The organism is Leisingera sp., from assembly GCF_982940295.1.
In genome coordinates, this window is sequence record NZ_CEYXRG010000020.1 from 1 (window position 1) to 18,771 (window position 18,771).

Annotated in this window: 16 protein-coding genes; 13 read left to right on the forward strand and 3 right to left on the reverse strand. The window is 62.7% G+C overall.

The features are described from left to right. From AC4HIX_RS16470 to AC4HIX_RS16480, 3 genes are all read left to right on the forward strand, one after another. Positions 1 to 587, forward strand: a 587-nt coding sequence (locus tag AC4HIX_RS16470; RefSeq protein ID WP_490399761.1) for a trimethylamine methyltransferase family protein, incomplete at its 5' end; no start/stop codon positions are given. A 152-nt stretch (positions 588 to 739) separates the two neighbouring features. After that, positions 740 to 3,214 carry a GcvT family protein gene (locus AC4HIX_RS16475; protein ID WP_490399762.1) on the forward strand — a complete coding sequence of 825 codons (2,475 nt, stop codon included), beginning with the start codon at positions 740 to 742 and terminating at the stop codon, positions 3,212 to 3,214. 23 nt (positions 3,215 to 3,237) lie between these two features. Next, positions 3,238 to 4,221, forward strand: a complete 984-nt coding sequence (locus tag AC4HIX_RS16480; protein ID WP_490399763.1) for a GlxA family transcriptional regulator — start codon at positions 3,238 to 3,240, stop codon at positions 4,219 to 4,221. Positions 4,222 to 4,284: 63 nt separating this feature from the next. Here AC4HIX_RS16480 and AC4HIX_RS16485 read toward each other — a convergent pair whose 3' ends face one another. Next, positions 4,285 to 4,758, reverse strand: coding sequence for a nuclear transport factor 2 family protein (locus tag AC4HIX_RS16485; RefSeq protein WP_490399764.1), 474 nt, complete (start codon positions 4,756 to 4,758; stop codon positions 4,285 to 4,287). Between the two features lie 207 nt (positions 4,759 to 4,965). Here AC4HIX_RS16485 and AC4HIX_RS16490 point away from each other — a divergent pair, with 207 nt between their 5' ends. The 10 genes from AC4HIX_RS16490 (at position 4,966) to AC4HIX_RS16535 (ending at position 17,002) form a co-directional block, all read left to right on the forward strand. After that, complete coding sequence (locus AC4HIX_RS16490) at positions 4,966 to 5,529, forward strand: TetR/AcrR family transcriptional regulator (protein ID WP_490399765.1); 564 nt, start codon at positions 4,966 to 4,968, stop codon at positions 5,527 to 5,529. Between the two features lie 131 nt (positions 5,530 to 5,660). Next, on the forward strand, positions 5,661 to 6,614 hold the full coding sequence (locus AC4HIX_RS16495) for a carbon-nitrogen hydrolase family protein (protein WP_490399766.1): 954 nt from the start codon (positions 5,661 to 5,663) through the stop codon (positions 6,612 to 6,614). Between the two features lie 66 nt (positions 6,615 to 6,680). Further along, positions 6,681 to 9,443 carry an aminotransferase class I/II-fold pyridoxal phosphate-dependent enzyme gene (locus AC4HIX_RS16500; protein ID WP_490399825.1) on the forward strand — a complete coding sequence of 921 codons (2,763 nt, stop codon included), beginning with the start codon at positions 6,681 to 6,683 and terminating at the stop codon, positions 9,441 to 9,443. 15 nt (positions 9,444 to 9,458) lie between these two features. After that, the gene (locus AC4HIX_RS16505) at positions 9,459 to 10,919 is read left to right on the forward strand and encodes a biotin carboxylase (protein ID WP_475047472.1); all 1,461 of its coding nucleotides are present in this window, start codon (positions 9,459 to 9,461) and stop codon (positions 10,917 to 10,919) included. Positions 10,920 to 10,932: 13 nt separating this feature from the next. Beyond that, entirely contained in the window at positions 10,933 to 11,907 is a 975-nt protein-coding gene (locus AC4HIX_RS16510) for a C45 family autoproteolytic acyltransferase/hydrolase (protein WP_490399767.1), read from the forward strand. A gap of 304 nt (positions 11,908 to 12,211) precedes the next feature. Then, on the forward strand, positions 12,212 to 12,703 hold the full coding sequence (locus tag AC4HIX_RS16515; protein ID WP_490399768.1) for a hypothetical protein: 492 nt from the start codon (positions 12,212 to 12,214) through the stop codon (positions 12,701 to 12,703). Then, the gene (locus tag AC4HIX_RS16520; protein WP_490399769.1) at positions 12,700 to 13,113 is read left to right on the forward strand and encodes a phage holin family protein; all 414 of its coding nucleotides are present in this window, start codon (positions 12,700 to 12,702) and stop codon (positions 13,111 to 13,113) included. Before AC4HIX_RS16515 ends, AC4HIX_RS16520 begins: the two co-directional genes overlap by 4 nt. Then, positions 13,103 to 14,326, forward strand: coding sequence for a DUF3618 domain-containing protein (locus tag AC4HIX_RS16525; protein ID WP_490399770.1), 1,224 nt, complete (start codon positions 13,103 to 13,105; stop codon positions 14,324 to 14,326). The genes AC4HIX_RS16520 and AC4HIX_RS16525 overlap by 11 nt, the downstream gene beginning before the upstream one ends. A gap of 66 nt (positions 14,327 to 14,392) precedes the next feature. Further along, on the forward strand, positions 14,393 to 15,340 hold the full coding sequence (locus AC4HIX_RS16530) for a YihY/virulence factor BrkB family protein (RefSeq protein ID WP_490399771.1): 948 nt from the start codon (positions 14,393 to 14,395) through the stop codon (positions 15,338 to 15,340). 120 nt (positions 15,341 to 15,460) lie between these two features. Beyond that, complete coding sequence (locus AC4HIX_RS16535) at positions 15,461 to 17,002, forward strand: catalase (protein WP_490399772.1); 1,542 nt, start codon at positions 15,461 to 15,463, stop codon at positions 17,000 to 17,002. Positions 17,003 to 17,419: 417 nt separating this feature from the next. Here AC4HIX_RS16535 and AC4HIX_RS16540 read toward each other — a convergent pair whose 3' ends face one another. Together AC4HIX_RS16540 and AC4HIX_RS16545 are read right to left on the reverse strand one after the other, a co-directional pair. Next, positions 17,420 to 17,878 (reverse strand): very short patch repair endonuclease, encoded by a 459-nt coding sequence (locus AC4HIX_RS16540; protein WP_490399773.1) that lies wholly within the window; start codon positions 17,876 to 17,878, stop codon positions 17,420 to 17,422. A gap of 53 nt (positions 17,879 to 17,931) precedes the next feature. After that, positions 17,932 to 18,762: a protein NO VEIN domain-containing protein gene (locus AC4HIX_RS16545; protein ID WP_490399774.1), complete on the reverse strand. Its 831-nt coding sequence runs from the start codon at positions 18,760 to 18,762 to the stop codon at positions 17,932 to 17,934. Positions 18,763 to 18,771 lie beyond the last annotated feature (9 nt).

The following is an 18,771-nucleotide window of genomic DNA, read 5'->3' on the forward strand; positions in this document are numbered from 1 at the left end:
GGATGCCGGAGCCGGTGATTTCCAACTACGCCATCGGCCAGCTGGCCCGCCGCGCCGGGCTGCCCTTACGTTGCGGCGGGTCACTGACCGCGTCCAAGATCGAGGATGCGCAGGCGGCCTATGAAAGTGCGGACTCGATGCATTCCACCATGCTGGCCGGGGCCAATTTTGTTCTGCATTCGGCAGGCTGGCTGGAAGGCGGGCTGTGCACCGGGTTCGAGAAGCTGATCATGGATGCGGACCGGCTGGGGTCCTACCAGAAGGTGCTGAGCCAGGGGCTGGACACCAGCGACGAGGCGATGGCGCGCGATGCCTATGGCGAGGTTGCTCCGGGCGGTCATTTCCTGGGTTCCGGCCACACCATGCGCAACTACCAGACCGCGTTTTATGAGCCGAAGCTGAGCGACAGTGAGAATGTCGAGAGCTGGGAAGAAGGCGGGTCCAAGGACATGCGCCAGCGCGCCTATGAGCGCTGGAATCAGATGCTGAACGAGTATCAGGCGCCGCCAATGGATGAGGCGGTGAAAGAGGAACTGGCCGCCTATGTTGCCCGCCGCAAGGAGGAGATCCCGGATGCGTGGTACTGAGTTAAGAAACTCTTCACCCATTTCCACAGCTTATGCAGGAAATGCCGGATTGCCCCGGCACCCCCTGTGCACCCCCCGTACACCACTTGTGCACCCCCTAGGTGCCCCTTGCCGCAATTCCCGCGCTTTGCCCCAGATCTGAGGACAAACCCATGTCAGACAATTTTGCCCAATCGACGCTCAACATCCACAAAGAGGAGAGCACCGGAGACAAGAAGCTGCCGAGCCACGCCAAGGCGGTTATCATCGGCGGCGGTGTCGTTGGCTGCTCGATCCTGTTCCACCTCGCCAAGTTCGGCTGGAAGGACGTGGTGCTGCTGGAACGTGACGAGCTGACCTCCGGTTCCTCCTGGCACGCGGCGGGGCAGATCCATACGATTTCGTCGGACCCGAATATCTCGCGCCTGCAGAGCTATACCATCGACCTTTACAAGGAGATTGAGGAGACCTCCGGCCATTCCGTCGGCCTGCACATCACCGGCGGGTTTTATCTGGCGTCGAACAAGACCTGGTATGACTACCTGAAGAGGGAACGCTCCAAGGCGCGGTATATGGGGCTGAACCAGGAATTCATCAGCCCCAAGGAAGTGGCCGAGCGCCATCCGCTGATCGATCCGAAACATTACCACGCGGCGCTGTGGGACGATCAGGACGGCGATCTGGACCCGTCGGGCGCGACCTATGCCTTTGCCAAGTCGGCGCGGGTGCATGGGGCGCAGTATTTCACCCATACGCCCGTAACCGCGACGACCCAGCGCCCGGACGGCAGCTGGGATGTGACCACCCCGCGCGGTGTGATCAACGCGGAGCATATCGTGAACTGCGGCGGTCTGTGGGCGCGTGAGGTGGGGCACATGCAGGGCATCAACCTGCCGGTGCAGCCGATGGAGCACCATTACCTGATTACCGACAAGATCGACGCGGTGGCCAACCACCCGACCCGCCTGCCGGCCGGTATCGACTATGAGGCCAACATCTATTTCCGCCAGGAACGGCAGGGGATGCTGCTGGGCACCTATGAGCCGAAGGGGACGCCCTGGAAGGTGGGCGGCACGCCCTGGGATTTCGGGCATGAGCTGCTGCAGCCGGATCTGGACCGGATTGCCGACCGTCTGGAAATGTCGTTTGAGCGCATTCCCGCGATTGGCGAGGCGGGCATCAAGGACATGATCAACGGGCCCTTCACCTTCGGCCCCGACGGCAACCCGATGATCGGCCCCGTGCCGGGCATGAAGAACTACTGGTGCGCCGTGGGCGTCATGGCGGGCTTCTGCCAAGGCGGCGGCGTGGGCCTGACCATGGCCGAGTGGATGATCGACGGCGAGCCGTCCATCGACGTCTGGGCGATGGATGTGGCGCGGTTCGGCGAGTTCGCGACCCCCGACTGGGGCACTGTGAAGTCGACCGAGAACTACGAGCGCCGGTTTGTGATGACCTTCCCGAACGAGACGCTGCCGAAGGGGCGGATGCAGAAGACCACCGCTCTCTATGACCGGCTGGTCGCCAAGGGCGCGCGGATGGGGCAGGGCTTTGGCCTGGAGAATGCGCTGTGGTTTGCCGACGGGCCGGAGGATGCCCATGAGGAGCCGACGTTTGAGCGCAACCGTTCGCACGACTACGTCGCGCGCGAGGTCAAGGCGGTGCGTGAGGCGGTGGGCGGCATCGAGGTTGCCAACTTTGCCAAGCATGAATTCAAGGGCGCAGGCGCGCGGGCCTATCTGGACCGGGTGCTGGCGGGCTATGTGCCGAAGCCGGGCCGCCTGACCCTGACGCCGATGCTGACCCCCAAGGGCAAACTGTACGGCGATCTGACCGTGGCTTGCCTGGGCGAGGAGCATTTCATGCTGTTCGGCTCCGGCGCCATGCAGGAGGCGCACCGCCGCTGGTTCGAGAAGGACCTGCCGGAGGATGTGAGTTATCAGAATGTTTCGGACGACTGGCACGGCATCGCGCTGTCGGGGCCGAAGTCGCGGGAGCTGTTGCAGCGGATTACGCGCGAGGATGTGTCGGGCGAGGCGTTCAAGTTCCGCGATCTGCGCCAGACCTTTGTGGGCGGCGTGCCGGTGATCCTGAACCGGATCAGCTTCTCCGGTGAGTTGGGCTATGAGATCTACTGCAAGCCGCAGTACCTGCTGCGTCTGGCGGAGGCGATCGAGGAGGCGGGCGCCGATCTGGGCTACCGCTGGTACGGGGCGCGGGCGCTGATGTCGATGCGGCTGGAAAAGGGCTGGGGTGTCTGGACGCTGGACTTCCGCCCCGATTTCGACGCGGCGGAAAGCGGCATGGATGTCTTCATCAACTGGAAGAAGGATTTTGTCGGCAAGGAGGCCGCGCTGGCCGCCAAGGAAGCCGGCCCGAGCCGCAAGCTGGTCACCATGACCATCGACGTGGACGGCATTGATGTGTCGAACGACGAGGCGATCCTGAAGGATGGTGCGGCGGTGGGCTACATCTCCTCCGGCGGCTATGCGCATCACGCGAAGACGTCGATGGCGATGGGCTATGTCTCTGCCGAGCACGCCGAAGCGGGCACCAGGCTGCAGGTCGAGATCCTGGGCGAGATGTATGACGCCGAAGTGCTGGGCGCGCCGGTCTACGACGCCAACGGCGCCAACATGCGCGCCTGATCCGAGCCGGGGGAGCTGACATCATGACCCAACCCATGCGGACGCTCCCCGAAGCGGTACAGGCCGTGCCGGCCTGCCGCTGCATCTTCCTGCTGCTGCCGGCCTTTTCGCCGCTGGACCTGTCCAGCGCGGTGGCAGCGCTGGAAGCGGCGAACACATATGACGGGACCAAGCGCTATGACTGGCGCGTGGTCAGCGAGGACGGCCTGGCCGTGACCGCGCCTAACGGGCTGAGCGTGGCGGTGGACGGCGGTCTGCCGGAGCTGGCGCGCGGCGGCATTATCTTTGTCTGCGGCGGCCAGGGGCAGGAGCCGGGCCTCTCGCTGAAGGTGCTGGGCTGGCTGAGGAAGGCGCAGCGGATGGGGGTGACCCTGGGCGCGCTGGGCGGCGGTGTGCTGGCGCTGGCGCGCTCCGGCCTGCTGGCGGGGCGCGAGGTCTCGGCCCATTGGGCGCTGCGGGCGATCCTGGCGGAGACGCATCCGGATGTGGAGGTCAGGAACTCGCTGTTCACCATGGAGAGTAAGCTGATCACCTGTGCCGGCGGCACGGCAACGGTGGACATGATGCTGAACCTGATTTCGGAGCATCACGGGGCCGCCGTGGCAACCGGGGCGGCGGACCTGATGGTCTGCTCTTCTGCCCGCAAGGGGAGCCAGGATCAGACGGTCTCCGAATACGGCCGGACGGGCGTGCGGCATGAAAAGCTGGCGGCGGCGCTGAGCCTGATGCGCAGCAACCTGGAGGAGCCGCTGACGCCGGGCGGGATTGCCGATCTGGTCGGGCTGTCGGTGCGGCAGCTGGAGCGGCTGTTCGCCAAGTATCTGCAGACCACGCCCAAGGTCTATTACACCCGGCTGCGGCTGGACTATGCGCGCAGCCTGCTGCTGCAGACCAATATGCGGATTATCGACATTGCGCTGGCATCGGGGTTCAACAGCCAGACCCATTTCGCTAAGGTCTACCGCCGCTATTCCGGAAAGTCGCCGCACCAGGAGCGGCCATTCTAGGCGCATCCGCACGCGGGAGCTGGGCTGACGGCACGCCCGGTCGCGATGGCGCGCAAGGGGCTGTCAGAGACCGAGATCGCTGAGGCCGGGGTGATCTGCCGGGCGCGGGCCCTGCGGCCAATGGAACAGGCGCTCTGCCTCGGCGATCTTCAGATCATTGATCGAGGCGAAGCGGTGCGTCATGCGGCCATCCTCCGCAAATTCCCAGTTTTCGTTGCCGTAGGAACGGTACCACTGGCCGGATTCATCGTGCCACTCGTAGGCGTAGCGCACGGCGATACGGTTGCCGGCAAAGGCCCAGAGCTCCTTGATCAGCCGGTATTCCAGTTCACGGTCCCATTTGCCGGCCAGAAACCCTTGCACCGCATCGCGGCCCTGGGGGAAATCGGTGCGGTTGCGCCATTTGGTGTCCAGAGTATAGGCCTGGGCCACGGCCTCGGGGTTGCGGCCGTTCCAGGCGTCTTCGGCGGCGCGGACCTTGGCAATGGCGGTGTCGCGGGTGAACGGCGGCAGCGGGGGGCGGAGTGCTTCTGTCATGTTTATTTACCGATCTGTCAAGTTGTGAATGCAAGGGTGAACTGATCAGTTAACTCATTCAAGGCTAATGCCCGCTGTCTGTCCGCACAGATGCGTGATCTGCCGGTTCCAAATGAGAAAAATCAATTTATGCAGCTGGTTAGCTTGACGTCCGCAGCGCAGATAATGTTAACTGATCGGTGCATAAACCGTTCCGCTGGAGGTGCAATGCGGCCTAACAAACGTGCCGAGCTGATTCGCAAGTCGCTGGATCTGTTTTATGGAAACGGCTTTCACGCTACCGGGATGGACTTGGTGGCGGCGGAAACGGGGGTGTCGAAAACCTCGATCTACAAGCATTTCCGCTCCAAGGAGGAGCTGATCCTGGCGGTGCTGAAACTGCGGGACGAGGATTTCCGCACTTGGCTGTACGGCCGGCTTGAGGCGCGGGCGGATACCCCGCGCGGTCGGCTGGAGGCGCTGTTTTATGTGCTGGAGGAATGGTTCGAACAGCCCGGGTTTCAGGGTTGCATGTTCATCAAGGCAAGTGCCGAGTATCAGTCTCCGGAAGATCCGATCAACAGGCAGGCGGCGGAGCACAAGCGGCTGTTGCAGGAGCATTTTACGGGTCTGGCGGCCGGGGCCGGGGCAAGGGACCCGGACGCGCTGGCGCGGCAGCTGATGGTGCTGAAGGAGGGGGCGATTGTACTGGCTGCCCTGACTCACAGAAGCGCCGCGGCCCGGGATGCCCGCGCCGCGGCGGCGGTGCTGATTGATCAGGCAATCGCCTGACGTCCGGGCGGTTTGCCGGCCTGGGCGCAACACTTGCCTTGTCTGGGCGTCAGGGTGTGCTGCCCGGGATGGCGGCGGCTGCGGCAATCCTGTATTCTGGGGGCAACATACGCCAACGGAGTACAGGCTGAATGACGCCCTTTTCCATCGCCGGCATCCAAATGCACGTGGACGCACTGCATTCGAATGTCGACGCAATGATTCACCGGATCGACGTGCTAATGGCGCGCTTCCCCTGGACACAGATGGCCGTGTTCAGCGAACTGGCGCCCTATGGGCCGCTGACCAAATTCGCGCAGCCGCTGCACAATGAGGCGATAGAGAGGTTTTGCGCGGCGGCAGTGAAGCACGGGATCTGGGTGGTGCCGGGCTCGATGTTCGAAGTCACGGAGTCCGGCAAGATCTACAACACCTCCTCGGTCATCAATCCGCAGGGCGAGGTGGTGGCGGTCTACCGCAAGATGTTCCCGTTCCGCCCGTATGAGCAGGGGGTGGAGGCCGGAACCGAATTCTGCGTGTTCGACATTCCGGACGTGGGCCGCTTTGGCCTGTCGATCTGCTATGACATCTGGTTCCCGGAAACCACCCGCCAGCTGACCAGCCAGGGGGTGGAGGTGCTGCTGCATCCGGTGCTGACCGGGACCGCGGACCGGGATGCCGAGCTGTCCATCGCCCGCGCCACCGCGGCGCAGTTCCAGTGCTACGTCGTCGACGTGAACGGGCTGGGCGCCGGCGGGGTGGGCCAGTCCTGCATTATTGATCCTTCCGCCACGGTGCTGCACCAGTCGGGCCGCCACGAGGACATGTTCCCGCTGGAGCTGGATCTTGACCAGGTGCGCCGCCAGCGTGAAATCGGCCTGAAGGGGCTGGGCCAGGTGCTGAAGAGCTTCCGCGACCGCGAGGTGGATTTCCCGGTGTACGACCGCGCCAGCGGCGCGGATGGGTACCTGCATACGCTGGGGCCGCTGGAGATCCCGGTGCAGGGCTCGCAAGCGGGTCTGAACGCTCGCGCGCCGGGCGAGGAAACCAACGGATTTGCCGAATTGCATTCAATACACTACCCTGAAAGAAAAGCAGGCGGTTGATCAGTCTCATTTACTAGTAGCCAGAGCCATTTGATCTCCCGCCGATAACCAGGATGGGAGGTGCATATGCAAGTAATGGGCGACTATTACTCCGCGATCCAGCTGCGTCACGATCAGTGGACAACGCTGAGAGAAGTAACCGAAGCCCTGGCCAGTGCCCGAAAACCCAAACGTGAAGCAGCGCTCGTGACGAATGTCCGGGCGCTGTTTGATTTACTGGGCCCGATCGAGGCCTACTGGGCCTTTCCCGGCGTGCAGGCGTTTGATCAGCTGCGGCGCCAGTTCGAGCACGGCAATTACGCCGATGTGGCGTTTTCCGTGCAGCGGATTTGCCGGGCCCTGTCCACTGGCGCCTACCGGCGGCGGCATGTGCCGCTGGACCGCGATTCTGCGGATGCGGACGAGCATGAGGACGAGGTGATCCAGCCGCCCGAGGCGCGGGCGCTGGCCAAGCCCTATTTCGAGGTGCTGGTGGTCGACAACGTGAACGAACATCAGGAGCGCTGGCTGCACAGCAACTTCAAGAAGATGCGCCGCCCGGAAGATCCGTTTCATTATGAAACCGTGGTGGTGCCCAGCCTGCAGGATGCGCTGATCGGGATCCTGTTCAACTACAACATTCAAGCCATCGTGGTGCGGCCGGGCCTGAAGTTCGATTCAAAGATGGAGATGTCGCTGCTGACCCGCTACCTGGATTGGGCCGGCGGCACCGACGGGATCGAGGCGGTCCGGTCGCACGACCACGGTCCGGCGCTGTGCCGGCTGGTGGCAAATGTCCGGCCGGAACTGGACGCCTATCTGGTCACCGACCGCTCCGTCGAGGAGATCGCAGGCCATGACCTGGGGATCTGCCGCCGGGTGTTTTACAATCAGGAAGATTTCATGGAGCTGCACCTCAATATCCTGAGGGGGGTGCAGGCGCGCTATAAGACGCCGTTTTTCACGGCGCTGGTCGAGTATTCCAAACAGCCCACCGGCGTTTTCCACGCGATGCCGATCAGCCGCGGCAAGTCGGTCTCGCGCAGCCATTGGATTCAGGACATGGGGGCGTTTTATGGCTCCAACATTTTCCTGGCCGAGACCTCTGCCACCTCCGGCGGGCTGGACAGCCTGCTGGAGCCGCACGGGCCCATCAAGCAGGCGCAGGAACAGGCCAGCCGGGCGTTCGGGTCGAAACAGACGTTCTTTGCCACAAATGGCACATCGACCTGCAACAAGATCGTGGTGCAGGCATTGGTGCGGCCCGGTGATATCGTGCTGGTGGACCGCGACTGCCACAAGTCGCACCACTACGGGCTGGTGCTGGCGGGGGCGCAGGTGGTCTATCTCGACAGTTACCCGCTGCATGAATACTCGATGTACGGCGCGGTGCCGCTGCGGGAGATCAAGCACATGCTGCTGCACCTCAAGGCGCAGGGCAAGCTGGACCGGGTGCGGATGCTGCTGCTCACCAACTGCACCTTTGACGGCATCGTCTACAACGTCGAGCGGATGATGGAGGAATGCCTGGCGATCAAGCCGGACCTGATCTTCCTGTGGGACGAGGCCTGGTTCGCCTTTGCCCGGTTCAGCCCGCTGTACCGGCAGCGGACCGCGATGAACGCCGCCAACGTGCTGCGCGAGCGGCTGCGCAGCGATGCCCATGCCAAGGCCTGGGAGGAGCAGCAGAAGCAGCTGAAGGATGCCAGCGAGGAGGAGTGGCTGAACACCCGGCTGCTGCCGCCGCCGGATGCGCGGGTGCGGGTCTATGCCACCCAGTCCACCCACAAGACGCTGACCTCGCTGCGTCAGGGGTCGATGATCCATGTGAACGACCAGGACTTTAAAGGCGAAGTGGAGGTGAGTTTCCACGAGGCCTACATGACGCATACCTCGACCTCTCCGAACTACCAGATCATTGCCTCGCTCGATGTGGGGCGGCGGCAGGTCGAGCTGGAAGGGTTCGAATTCGTGCATCGTCAGGTGGAAGCGGGCATGGCAATGCGGCGGGCGATCATGACGCATCCGCGGCTGAGCAAATATTTCAGGATCCTGACCGCCGCGGACATGATCCCGAGCGAGCACCGCGAAAGCGGGCTGGAAAGCTATTACGATCCCGAGCGCGGCTGGTCGGACGTCTGGGACAGCATCGTGCATGACGAGTTCGTGCTCGACCCGACCCGGGTGACGCTGGCGGTGGGCGGCACCGGCTGGGACGGCGACACGTTCAAGACCCAGATCCTGATGGACAAATACGGGATCCAGATCAACAAGACCTCGCGCAATACAGTGCTGTTCATGACCAACATCGGCACCACGCGGTCTTCGGTGGCCTATCTGATAGAGGTTTTGGTGGAGATCGCCACGGATCTGGACGAATTGCTGGACGATGCCTCGATGATGGAGAAGCGCGGCTTCGAGAAGCGGGTGTCCAACCTGATGCACGACCTGCCGCCGCTGCCCGACTTCAGCCGCTTCCATGACGCTTTCCGCTCTGCCCCGGAAACGCCTGAGGGCGATATCCGCTCGGCGTTTTTCCTGAGCTATGAGGAAAACAACTGCGACTATCTGGAGCTGGACGGGTCGATCAAGGCGGCGATGGAAAGCGGCCAGGAGGTCGTCTCAGCCTCCTTCATCATTCCGTATCCGCCGGGATTTCCGATCCTGGTGCCCGGGCAGGTGGTGAGCCAGGAGATCCTGTCCTTCATGCGGGCCTTGGACGTCAGCGAGATCCACGGCTACCGGGCCGATCTGGGGCTGCGCGTGTTCACTGAGGAGGCCCTGAAACAGCAGGCCAAGGCCAATCAGGCACGGCTGAAGCTGAACGCGGCCCGGCACAAGATATTCTAAAGGGAGAAAAATGGTATGCCATCTGCAGTACTGAACAATATCTCTGAAATACGCCGGCACTTCCACCGTAACGAGGACCCGGTGTATTTTGTCTCGGCAACCAATTTCAACCTGCTGGGCCTGGATGAATGGTGTAAGAATTTCAAATACATATGTTACATTGACTGCTACGGCGGCAAGCACCCCAACGTGTTCTGCCCGTCCGAGCAGCCGCATGCGGAATTCCAGTCGATCGAGGATATCAACAACTACCTTCTGCAGCACAAGGAGGTGGTCGAGTGGATCAAGGGGCGCGGCGGCAAGCCCAAATTCGTGTTCCTGATGTTCGACGAGGAGACCGAGCGGCTGGCCAAGGAGCTGGGCGGCGAGGTCTGGTTCCCCAGCGCCAAGCTGCGCCAGAACATGGACAACAAGATCGAAACGGTCCGGATCGGCAACAAGGCGGGGGTGCCTTCGGTGCCGAACGTGCTGGCGGAGGTCAAGGATTACGAGGATCTGAAGAAGACCTGCGAGAAGGCGGGGATCGGCCATGACGTGGTGCTGCAGTCGGCCTTTGGCGACAGCGGGCACACCACGTTCTTCATCAATTCCGAAGCCGACTTCCGCCGCCACGAGCATGAGATCGTCGGCGAGGGCGAGATCAAGATCATGAAGCGGATCGACTGCCGCGGCTCTGCGATCGAGGCCTGCGCCACCAAGGAGGGCACCATCGTCGGCCCGCTGATGACGGAGCTGGTCGGCTTCAAGGAGCTGACCCCCTACCGCGGCGGCTGGTGCGGCAACGAGATCTTCTCGACCGCCTTTCCGCCCAAGACCCGCGAGCGGGCGCGCGAGCTGACCTTCAAGTTCGGCGAGCAGCTGCGCAAGGAAGGCTATCGCGGCTATTTCGAGCTGGATTTCCTGATCGACAAGAAGACCGGGGATATCTGGCTGGGGGAATTGAACCCGCGCATCACCGGCGCGTCTTCGATGACCAACCACGCGGCCTTTGCCCATGCGGATGCACCCTTGTTCCTGTTCCACCTGCTGGAGTTCTCGAAAAAGAAGTTCAAACTGGACGTGGCGGAGCTGAACAACCGCTGGGCTGATCCCAAGATGATCGACAGCTGGTCGCAGATGGTGATCAAGCACACCGATGATTCCGTTGATATCGCCACGGAGGTGCCGGAGACCGGCATTTACCGCATGGCCGAGGACGGCACCGTGCACTTCGACCGGTTCGACTATCACCGCCGCGCGGTCGAGAGCGAGCAGGAGGCGTTTTTCCTGCGCATCCTGCAGCCGGGCGATTACCGCTATGAGGGCGCAGACATTGGCATCCTGGTGACCCGCGGCCGCTCGATGACGCCGGGGTTCCAGCTGAACGACCGCGGCAAGCGCTGGATCGACGCCATCAAGAGCAATGTCAAAGCGCGGCCGCTGCCGATGCAGGAGGCGGGGCCGGTGGTGTCCGATCCTGCCTTCAAGATCATGTAGACCCCGTGAGGGCATGATCATCCGCTGGCGCGCCATCGACGAACCCCAGCCCGGTCCCAAGTGGGCCGGGCTGTTCCAGGAGTTCTGGCCGGACTACCACAAGTGGTGGATCCGCGAAGGCCCGGAGGCGCGTCCGGGCTATCTGGACAGCGTCAACGCGCTGAGAACGCATATGCCGGAACTGCTGCCGCTTTATGAGGAGCTGTGCGCGCTGGCGGGCGGGGCGGATCATGCCGCGCGATTCCTCAGCTTCTACTGCCCGCCGCCGTATCTGTCGGCATGTTCTCAGGCGCTGTGGCCCGGCCCGGATCCGGTGCTGGTGCGCAATTACGATTACAGCCCGCATGCCTTTGACGGGGTGGTGATGCGGACCGAATGGCTGGGCCGCACGGTGTTGGGCACCAGCGACAGCCTGTGGGGGCTGGTGGACGGGATCAACGATGCCGGGCTGGCGATGTCGCTGACTTTCGGCGGCCGCCGGGTTGTCGGCGAAGGCTTTGGCGTGCCGCTGATCCTGCGGTACGTGCTGCAGACCTGCGAGACCGCCGAGGAGGCGGGCGCGGCGCTGTCCCGTTTGCCGACGCATATGAGCTACAACGTCACCGTGGTCGACCGCTCCCGCAAGTTCCTGACCGCCTTCATGGCGCCGGACCGCAAAGCCGTGCTCAAGCATGTGTCAGTCGCCACCAACCACCAGGAGAAGGTGGAGTGGGACAGCCATGCCCGGTTCACGGCGACGGTGGAGCGGGAGCGTTTCCTGCTGCAGCGGCTGACGCTGCATGTGGAGCCCGAGGAGAAATTCATCGGCGCTTTCCTGAAGCCGCCCTTGTATTCCTCAGCCTTCAGCGAGGGGTTCGGCACGCTGTATACGGCGGTTTACCGGCCCCGGAAGCTTGAGATGGAGCTGCGCTGGCCGGGCAGCGTCTGGCATATGCCGCTGATGGCCTTCGACGAGCGGACGCTGGCCGTGCAAGTGCCGGGGTTCTAGGCATAACCACCTCTTCCCGTTTCGACTGAGCGCTGCGCCAGGGCAGGCCGGGTTTTTCCGGCTGCCTGATCGGTTGAGCGCGCTGGCCTGCCCAAATGCTGGCAACAGACCTCACCGCACGGCGAAAGACTGCACGTTTCGGGAAAATTGGAACTGATCGGGTGTGCCGTGAGTTGTCCAAGTATCGAACCGACCGATACAGCCCCGCGGAGGAAGCCATGCACAGTATTTTCTACATCATTGGCGTCGTTGTCGTCGTTCTCGCGTTGCTCAACTTTATCGCCTGATCAGAGGGAGACACCAGATGTCCGGTACAGACAAAGTGAAAACCGCCGCTCAAAACGTCGCCGAAAGCGCTAAGTCCGCTGCGGCCACCGCTGCTGAAACTGCAAAGAAAGAGGCGCATGCCCGCGCCGAGGCGGCCAAGGAAGGCGTTGCTGATGAGGTCAAATCCGTAGCCTCTGCCCTGCGCACCGCTTCGGATGAAATGCGCAGCGGCTCGCCGCACGAGCGTGCAATCGGCCAGATGGCCGGCACCCTGGCAGACGTGTCCGATACGATCCGCAACCAGGACCTGGGCGAAATGGTCCACTCGGTTTCGGACTTCGCCCGCAAGAACCCGGTCGTGTTCCTGAGCAGCGCTGCGCTGCTGGGCTTTGCCGCCGCGCGTTTTGCCAAGGCGTCGGACAACAGCCAGCCTGATGGCCCGCGCGCGCCTGCGGCCGCACCCGCCACCAGCCCTGCGCAGCCGGCCGGCGCGTACACGGTCCCGCAGGCGAAGGGGAACATGCAATGACACACACGAATCCTGAACCTGGCACAACGCCGAATGCGGCCAGCATCGTCGCTGAGGCGCTTAACAACATCAGCTCGCTGATCCGCAACGAGCTCGCTCTGGCGCGGGCAGAGATCGGCGAAAACATCAACCGCGCAGCCGTGGCCCTCGGCCTGATTGTTGGCGGTGTCGTCGTGGCGCTGACGGCGCTGAATGTTCTGGCGGCGGCGCTGTCCGCCGGGCTGACTGAGGCCGGAATGGACCCGGGCTGGGCGGCTCTGCTGGTGGGTGTGGCCTTTGCTGCTGCCGCCTTTGGCATGATCGCCAAGGGGACCAGCGATCTGAAGCTGTCGAGCCTGGCGCCCACCCGCACCGCAGAGAACGTGAAGCGCGACGCGCAATCCATCAAGGAGACGTACAATGACAAATGATAACCGTTCTGTTCACGAGATTGAGCGCGAGATTGAACGGGATCGCGCGCAGCTGACCAGCAACCTCGAGCATTTGCAGAACAAGCTTTCCGTTGACGGTGTGATGCAGCAGCTGGGCGAACAGCTGCGAGAGCATGGCGGCGAAATCGGCAATGCCATCACCCGGACGGTGAAGGAAAACCCGGCAGCCGTGGTTCTGACTGGCGTCGGACTGGCCTGGATGATCTTTGGCAAGGGCCGCTCCGGCAGCCGCAGTTATACGGCTGAGACTAGCGACCTGGACTACTCCAGCCGCCGCTACGGCAGCAGCGGCGCCTACCGGGACAGCGGCTGGGAAGACCGCGCCGCGGGCGGCAGCTATGGCAGCCACGCTTCCAGCGGCACGCTGGTGACACGGCCCGATCCGCGCATGAAGGGCGGCTCTGAAGGTGTCCCGTCCTGGGCGCGCGAGGATGACGACGATGACGATGGCCGCAGCCTGGCGGACCGTGCTTCTGGCGCTGCTGCATCGGCGCAAGCCAAGGCCTCGGCCGCGGGATCGGCCATACATGACAAGGCATCGGCGGCGGGCTCTGCCGTCAAGGACGCCGGTGCAGCCGCCAAGGGCAAAGCCGCTGCCGCCGGGCAGGCTGTGCGCGATGGCGCTGCCTCTGCGGCTTCGTCGGTGTCGGATGCCGCAGAAGCTGCCCGGCTTCGCGCTGCCCGTTTGCGTGCCCGCCTGTCGGAAGGCACCGAGAACCTTTCGGAAGAGGCCAAGGCCCGTGTAATCGCGGCGCGTGAGGCAGCGGTTGACGCCCGCCGGAAGGCTGGCGAGGCCCTGGCATCGGGGTCGCGCCAGTCGGCGGATTTCTACAACCGACAGCCGCTGGTTGCGGGGGCGCTGGCACTGGCGCTGGGCGCAGCGATTGGCGGCGCGCTGCCGCGCACGCGCACCGAGGATGATGCGCTGGGGCAGTATAGCGACAAGATGATGGAGCGCGCCGAGGCGATCTTCCGCGAAGAGCAGGAGAAGGCCCTGGCTGTAATGCAGGCCGCTCGCGAAGAGGCCGAAACCATCGCTAAGGAAAAACGCGAAGCCATGGACAGCGCCGCCCCGCAAGGCAAGTCGGCGGCCCAGGCTGCAGCCGATGAGGTGAAGTCTGCGGGTAAGCGGATTGCCAGCGCGGCTGCCGATAAGGCCAAGGAAAAGGACCTTGGCAAACCCTCATCATAAGACGTGTGCGGAGGCTGCTGCTGCGGCCTCCGCCTTTTGCACGCATAAGGCTTTGGAGGAGAAACCATGACTCGCGGCAGGCACGCGGAAGCGCCGCATAGGATCCCGCCTAAGGGCTGGAAGGATATCGCCCTGCGGGTCAAGGATGAGATTGCCGCCGACCATGTCGGGCTGATCGCTGCCGGTGTTGCCTTTTACGGGCTGATGGCGCTGTTCCCGGCGATTACGGCGCTGCTGGCCATTGGCGGCCTGATGGTTGAGCCCAGCCAGATCGTGGATCAGATCTCGCAGCTCGAAGGCGTGGTGCCGGACGAGGTGATGGAGATCATCATCGGCCAGGCTACCCAAGTCGCCGGCTCGCGGGAAGGCGGGCTGGGCCTTGCGGCGGTGGCGGGCATCCTGATTGCGCTGTACTCGGCGTCCAAGGGTATGAACAGCCTGATCGAAGGCATGAACGTGGCCTATGACGAGGAAGAGAAGCGCGGCTTCTTCATGAAGACCTTTGTCACCCTCACCCTTACATTGTTCCTGATTACCGGCTTGCTGATGGGGCTGCTGGCGACGCTGGCGGTGCCTTCGGTCATCGCGCTGGTTGACGCCGGGCCCGTGACCGAAGTCCTGGGCTCGCTGCTGGCCTGGGGTGTACTGCTGGTGATGACCATGGCCGGGCTTGCAGTGCTCTATCGTTATGGCCCGTCGCGGGACAAGCCGGAGCTGCTGTGGGCATCGCCCGGTGCGGTTGCCGCCTGTGTGCTGTGGCTGGCGGGGTCGGCGGGGTTTGCGTTCTACGTTGGCAACTTCGGATCCTACAACGAAAGTTTTGGCGCGCTGGCGGGCGTTGTCGTGCTGCTGATGTGGCTGTGGATCTCCGCCTTCATCGTGCTGTTGGGGGCCGAAATCAACGCCGAGGTCGAGGCGCAGACCGCCTATGACACGACCGTTGGCCCGGAGGAGCCGATGGGCGAGCGCGGCGCGGTGAAAGCCGACAAGCTGGGCGCGCGGCAGAGCAGCTGAGGCGGCGGGAAGTGCCCCGCGCCTTACGGATACGCAGCGGGTGAAAGCGGCCGCGCGGCGGCCAAGGCGTTTTTCGCTGCAGACTGAAGTTTTTCCATAGTGATTGAAGAGAGGCCCAGAATGACAAGCTCCAATGACAACAAAGGCACACCCCCGACCACCACGGATGCGGGACAGCGCGTTCATAGCGACGAGCACTCGCTGACCGTGGGGCCGGATGGACCGATTGTCCTGAACGACCATTACCTGATCGAACAGATGGCCAATTTCAACCGGGAGCGCATCCCGGAGCGCCAGCCCCATGCCAAGGGCGGCGGGGCGTTCGGCTATTTCGAGACCACTCAGGACGTGTCCAAGTACACCAAGGCCAAGATCTTTCAGCCCGGGGCGAAATGCGATGCGGTTGTCCGCTTCTCGACGGTGGCCGGTGAGCGGGGCAGCCCCGACACCTGGCGCGACCCGCGCGGCTTTTCGGTGAAGATGTACACCGAGGACGGCAACTTTGACATGGTGGGCAACAACACGCCCGTCTTTTTCATCCGCGATCCGATGAAGTTCCAGCATTTTATCCGCAGCCAGAAACGCCGGGCCGACAATGACCTGCGCGACCATGACATGCAGTGGGATTTCTGGACGCTGTCGCCCGAAAGCGCGCATCAGGTGGCCTATCTGATGGGCGACCGGGGGATCCCGAAGACCTGGCGGGAGATGAACGGCTATTCCAGCCACACCTACTCGCTGGTGAACGCCGAGGGGGAGAAGTTCTGGGTCAAGTTCCACTTCCACACCGATCAGGGGGACGGAAATGCGTACCTGAGCCAGGACGAGGCCGACAAGCTGGCCGGCAGCGACGGCGACTACCACCGGCGCGATCTGTTCAATGCGATCCGCGACGGCAATCCCCCCAGCTGGACCCTGAAATGGCAGGTCATGCCCTATGAGGAGGCCAAGACCTACCGCCTCAACCCCTTTGACCTGACCAAGGTGTGGCCGCACGCGGATTATCCGCTGATTGAAGTGGGCAAGCTGGTGCTGGACCGGAACCCCACCGATTTTCACACAGAGATCGAACAGGCGGCGTTTGAGCCGAACAACATGGTGCCCGGGGTTGGGCTGTCGCCGGACAAGATGCTGCTGGCGCGGGGCTTTTCCTACGCGGACGCGCACCGGGCCCGGCTGGGTGTGAACTACAAGGAAATCCCGGTGAACAAGGCGAAATGCCCGGTCTACAGCTATTCGAAGGACGGGGCGGGGCGCACAGAGAAGGTAGCCGATCCCGTCTATGCGCCCAATTCGTACGGCGGACCGGCAGCGCAGCCCGCCGCTGGTCCCGAGGCGGGCCTGTGGCATGCGGACGGCGATATGGTCCGCCAGGCCTATACGCTGCGGGATGACGATGATGACTGGAGCCAGGCCGGCACGCTGGTGCGCGAGGTGATGGACGATGCCGCGCGCGACCGGCTGGTGTCGAACGTGGTCGGCCACCTGTGCGACGGTGTCAGCGAGACGGTGCTGCAACGGGCCTTCGATTACTGGCGCAACATCGACGGCGAGACGGGCGACAGGATCGAAGCCGGGGTGCGCGAAAAGCTCGGCGGGGCGTCGGACGCGCCGGGCTTGGCCTCAGCTGAAAGCATCAGCGGCACCAAGGCAGCAGAGTAGAAGCCCCTTTGGTATCGGCAGGCGGGCCCGCTTAGGGCCCGTTTTTGCGTTTGAGGAGGCGTCAGTCCTCGACCGTGCCCGGGGCTTGGTCAGGCAGTGCCTAGCTTTCGCCCGGCTGGAGCCGGTGCCGCAGGGATGGCAGCCACAGGCGTCGGCCTTACGGGCCGTGCCTGGTTCTTCCGTTTTTCATGGGGAAGGGTGGTAGCGGAGGTCCGTCCTGGTCACAAACCCCACCAGTTCTTTCTATGCAGGTTTACTGTTTGAGATTTTTCCAGCCACAGCCTCCCGAAGACAGTACCAGAACGGAAATCCCTTAAAAACAAGGAGGAAATACAAGGAGAATTCGGAGAAACGCCCCAAAGCGGGCAGTATTTACGGGGCTGGCCCCGTAAATGGTCTTTGACGGCGAAACTATCATCACTCAAAATCCAAATGGCTTGGCTCTCCACTTGTGATGAACTCGGCGAGGTGTTCAACGAGGTCGGGTGGTGGCTCTCGCCCGATGGCACACTCCCAGACGACACCCACTCGCCATCCGGCCTCCTGAAGGTCGAGAATGTTGCGCGCATCCCTTTCCACATTCTGATGGAATTTCTCGGCCCAGAATTCAACGTTGCTGGTGGGATTGGTGGCTTTCCGGCACCCGGGGTGGCGGTGCCAGTAGCATCCATGAACAAATAGGACGGTCTTCCACTTTGGCAGTACAATGTCCGGCGAGCCCGGTAATCTATGAGTATGCAGCCGATACCGAAACCCCCTTCTGTGAAGAGCTCTGCGTAAGGCGAGTTCCGGCTTTGTGTTTTTCCTCCGAACGTTTCGCATAATGTCGGAACGAACTTCAGGCTTTACCCTGTCTACCACTGGCAGCCCCTCCATCACCCTTCATCCATTGACAACTCCTAAAATGCCATGTGTGCGCTGCACTTGCATCAGTGGAAACTCGCCTGGAAGTTGGTTGCCGTGAGCTCCACGTGGGCATCCAGCGGGGGGCGCAACTCGAAGGCTTTTGGCCCCCTGGAGAAGTTCCAGAGCCTGAGGAGCGTCCAGCTGTCGCTGTTCTCCTCAGCGACGTTCAACTCGTTTCTGGTGATGTGAAATGGGGTGCGCTCCCACCCGTTGGTGGTTTTTACCTCTATCAAGCGGCTATGGCCTTCAGGGGTGAAACTTGAGATGTCGTACCCAGCGCCATCCCCGTCTTCCTGGCTGACCCATCGTACCTGCCGGGCCAGATCTGCTCTTCCGGCGCTGAGAAGCATGGTGCGTTCATGATGCAGGACACGCTCTTCTCCCGCCTTGCCAAGGACTCTGTTCCTTTCATCTCGACCGGCCACATCGAATTTGCGAGCCACGGCTTGCATCTGCTTCAACTCATCTGGAGGAGGAGTGTTTTGCAGAGTTGGGGGCGTGCCGACCCAGATCGCTCCTGGTGTTTCGGATACACCTGATTCCTGATGCCGCTTTGGAACAAACAAGCCTCCGTGCCTCTGAAGGTGGCGGGCGACGGCATCCACCAAAGACATCTGAAAATTGAAAGCGGGCTTGTAGCCGACGATCCAAGTCTCACCAAGGCCTTTGAGCACAGCTGAGATGTTTTGATGCTTGAACTCAATGGATCCTTTTGAGCGGCCGATCAATTCTTGGAGAGCGCGATTGTGAGCTGCCTTGTTGTATTGCTTGCCAGCCAATTCGTCTGAAAGCATGGTAAAATAGTCTGCCACACAGGCGTCATTTTCCAGGTCCGACCAGTCTCCACCACTCATGAGGTAAAA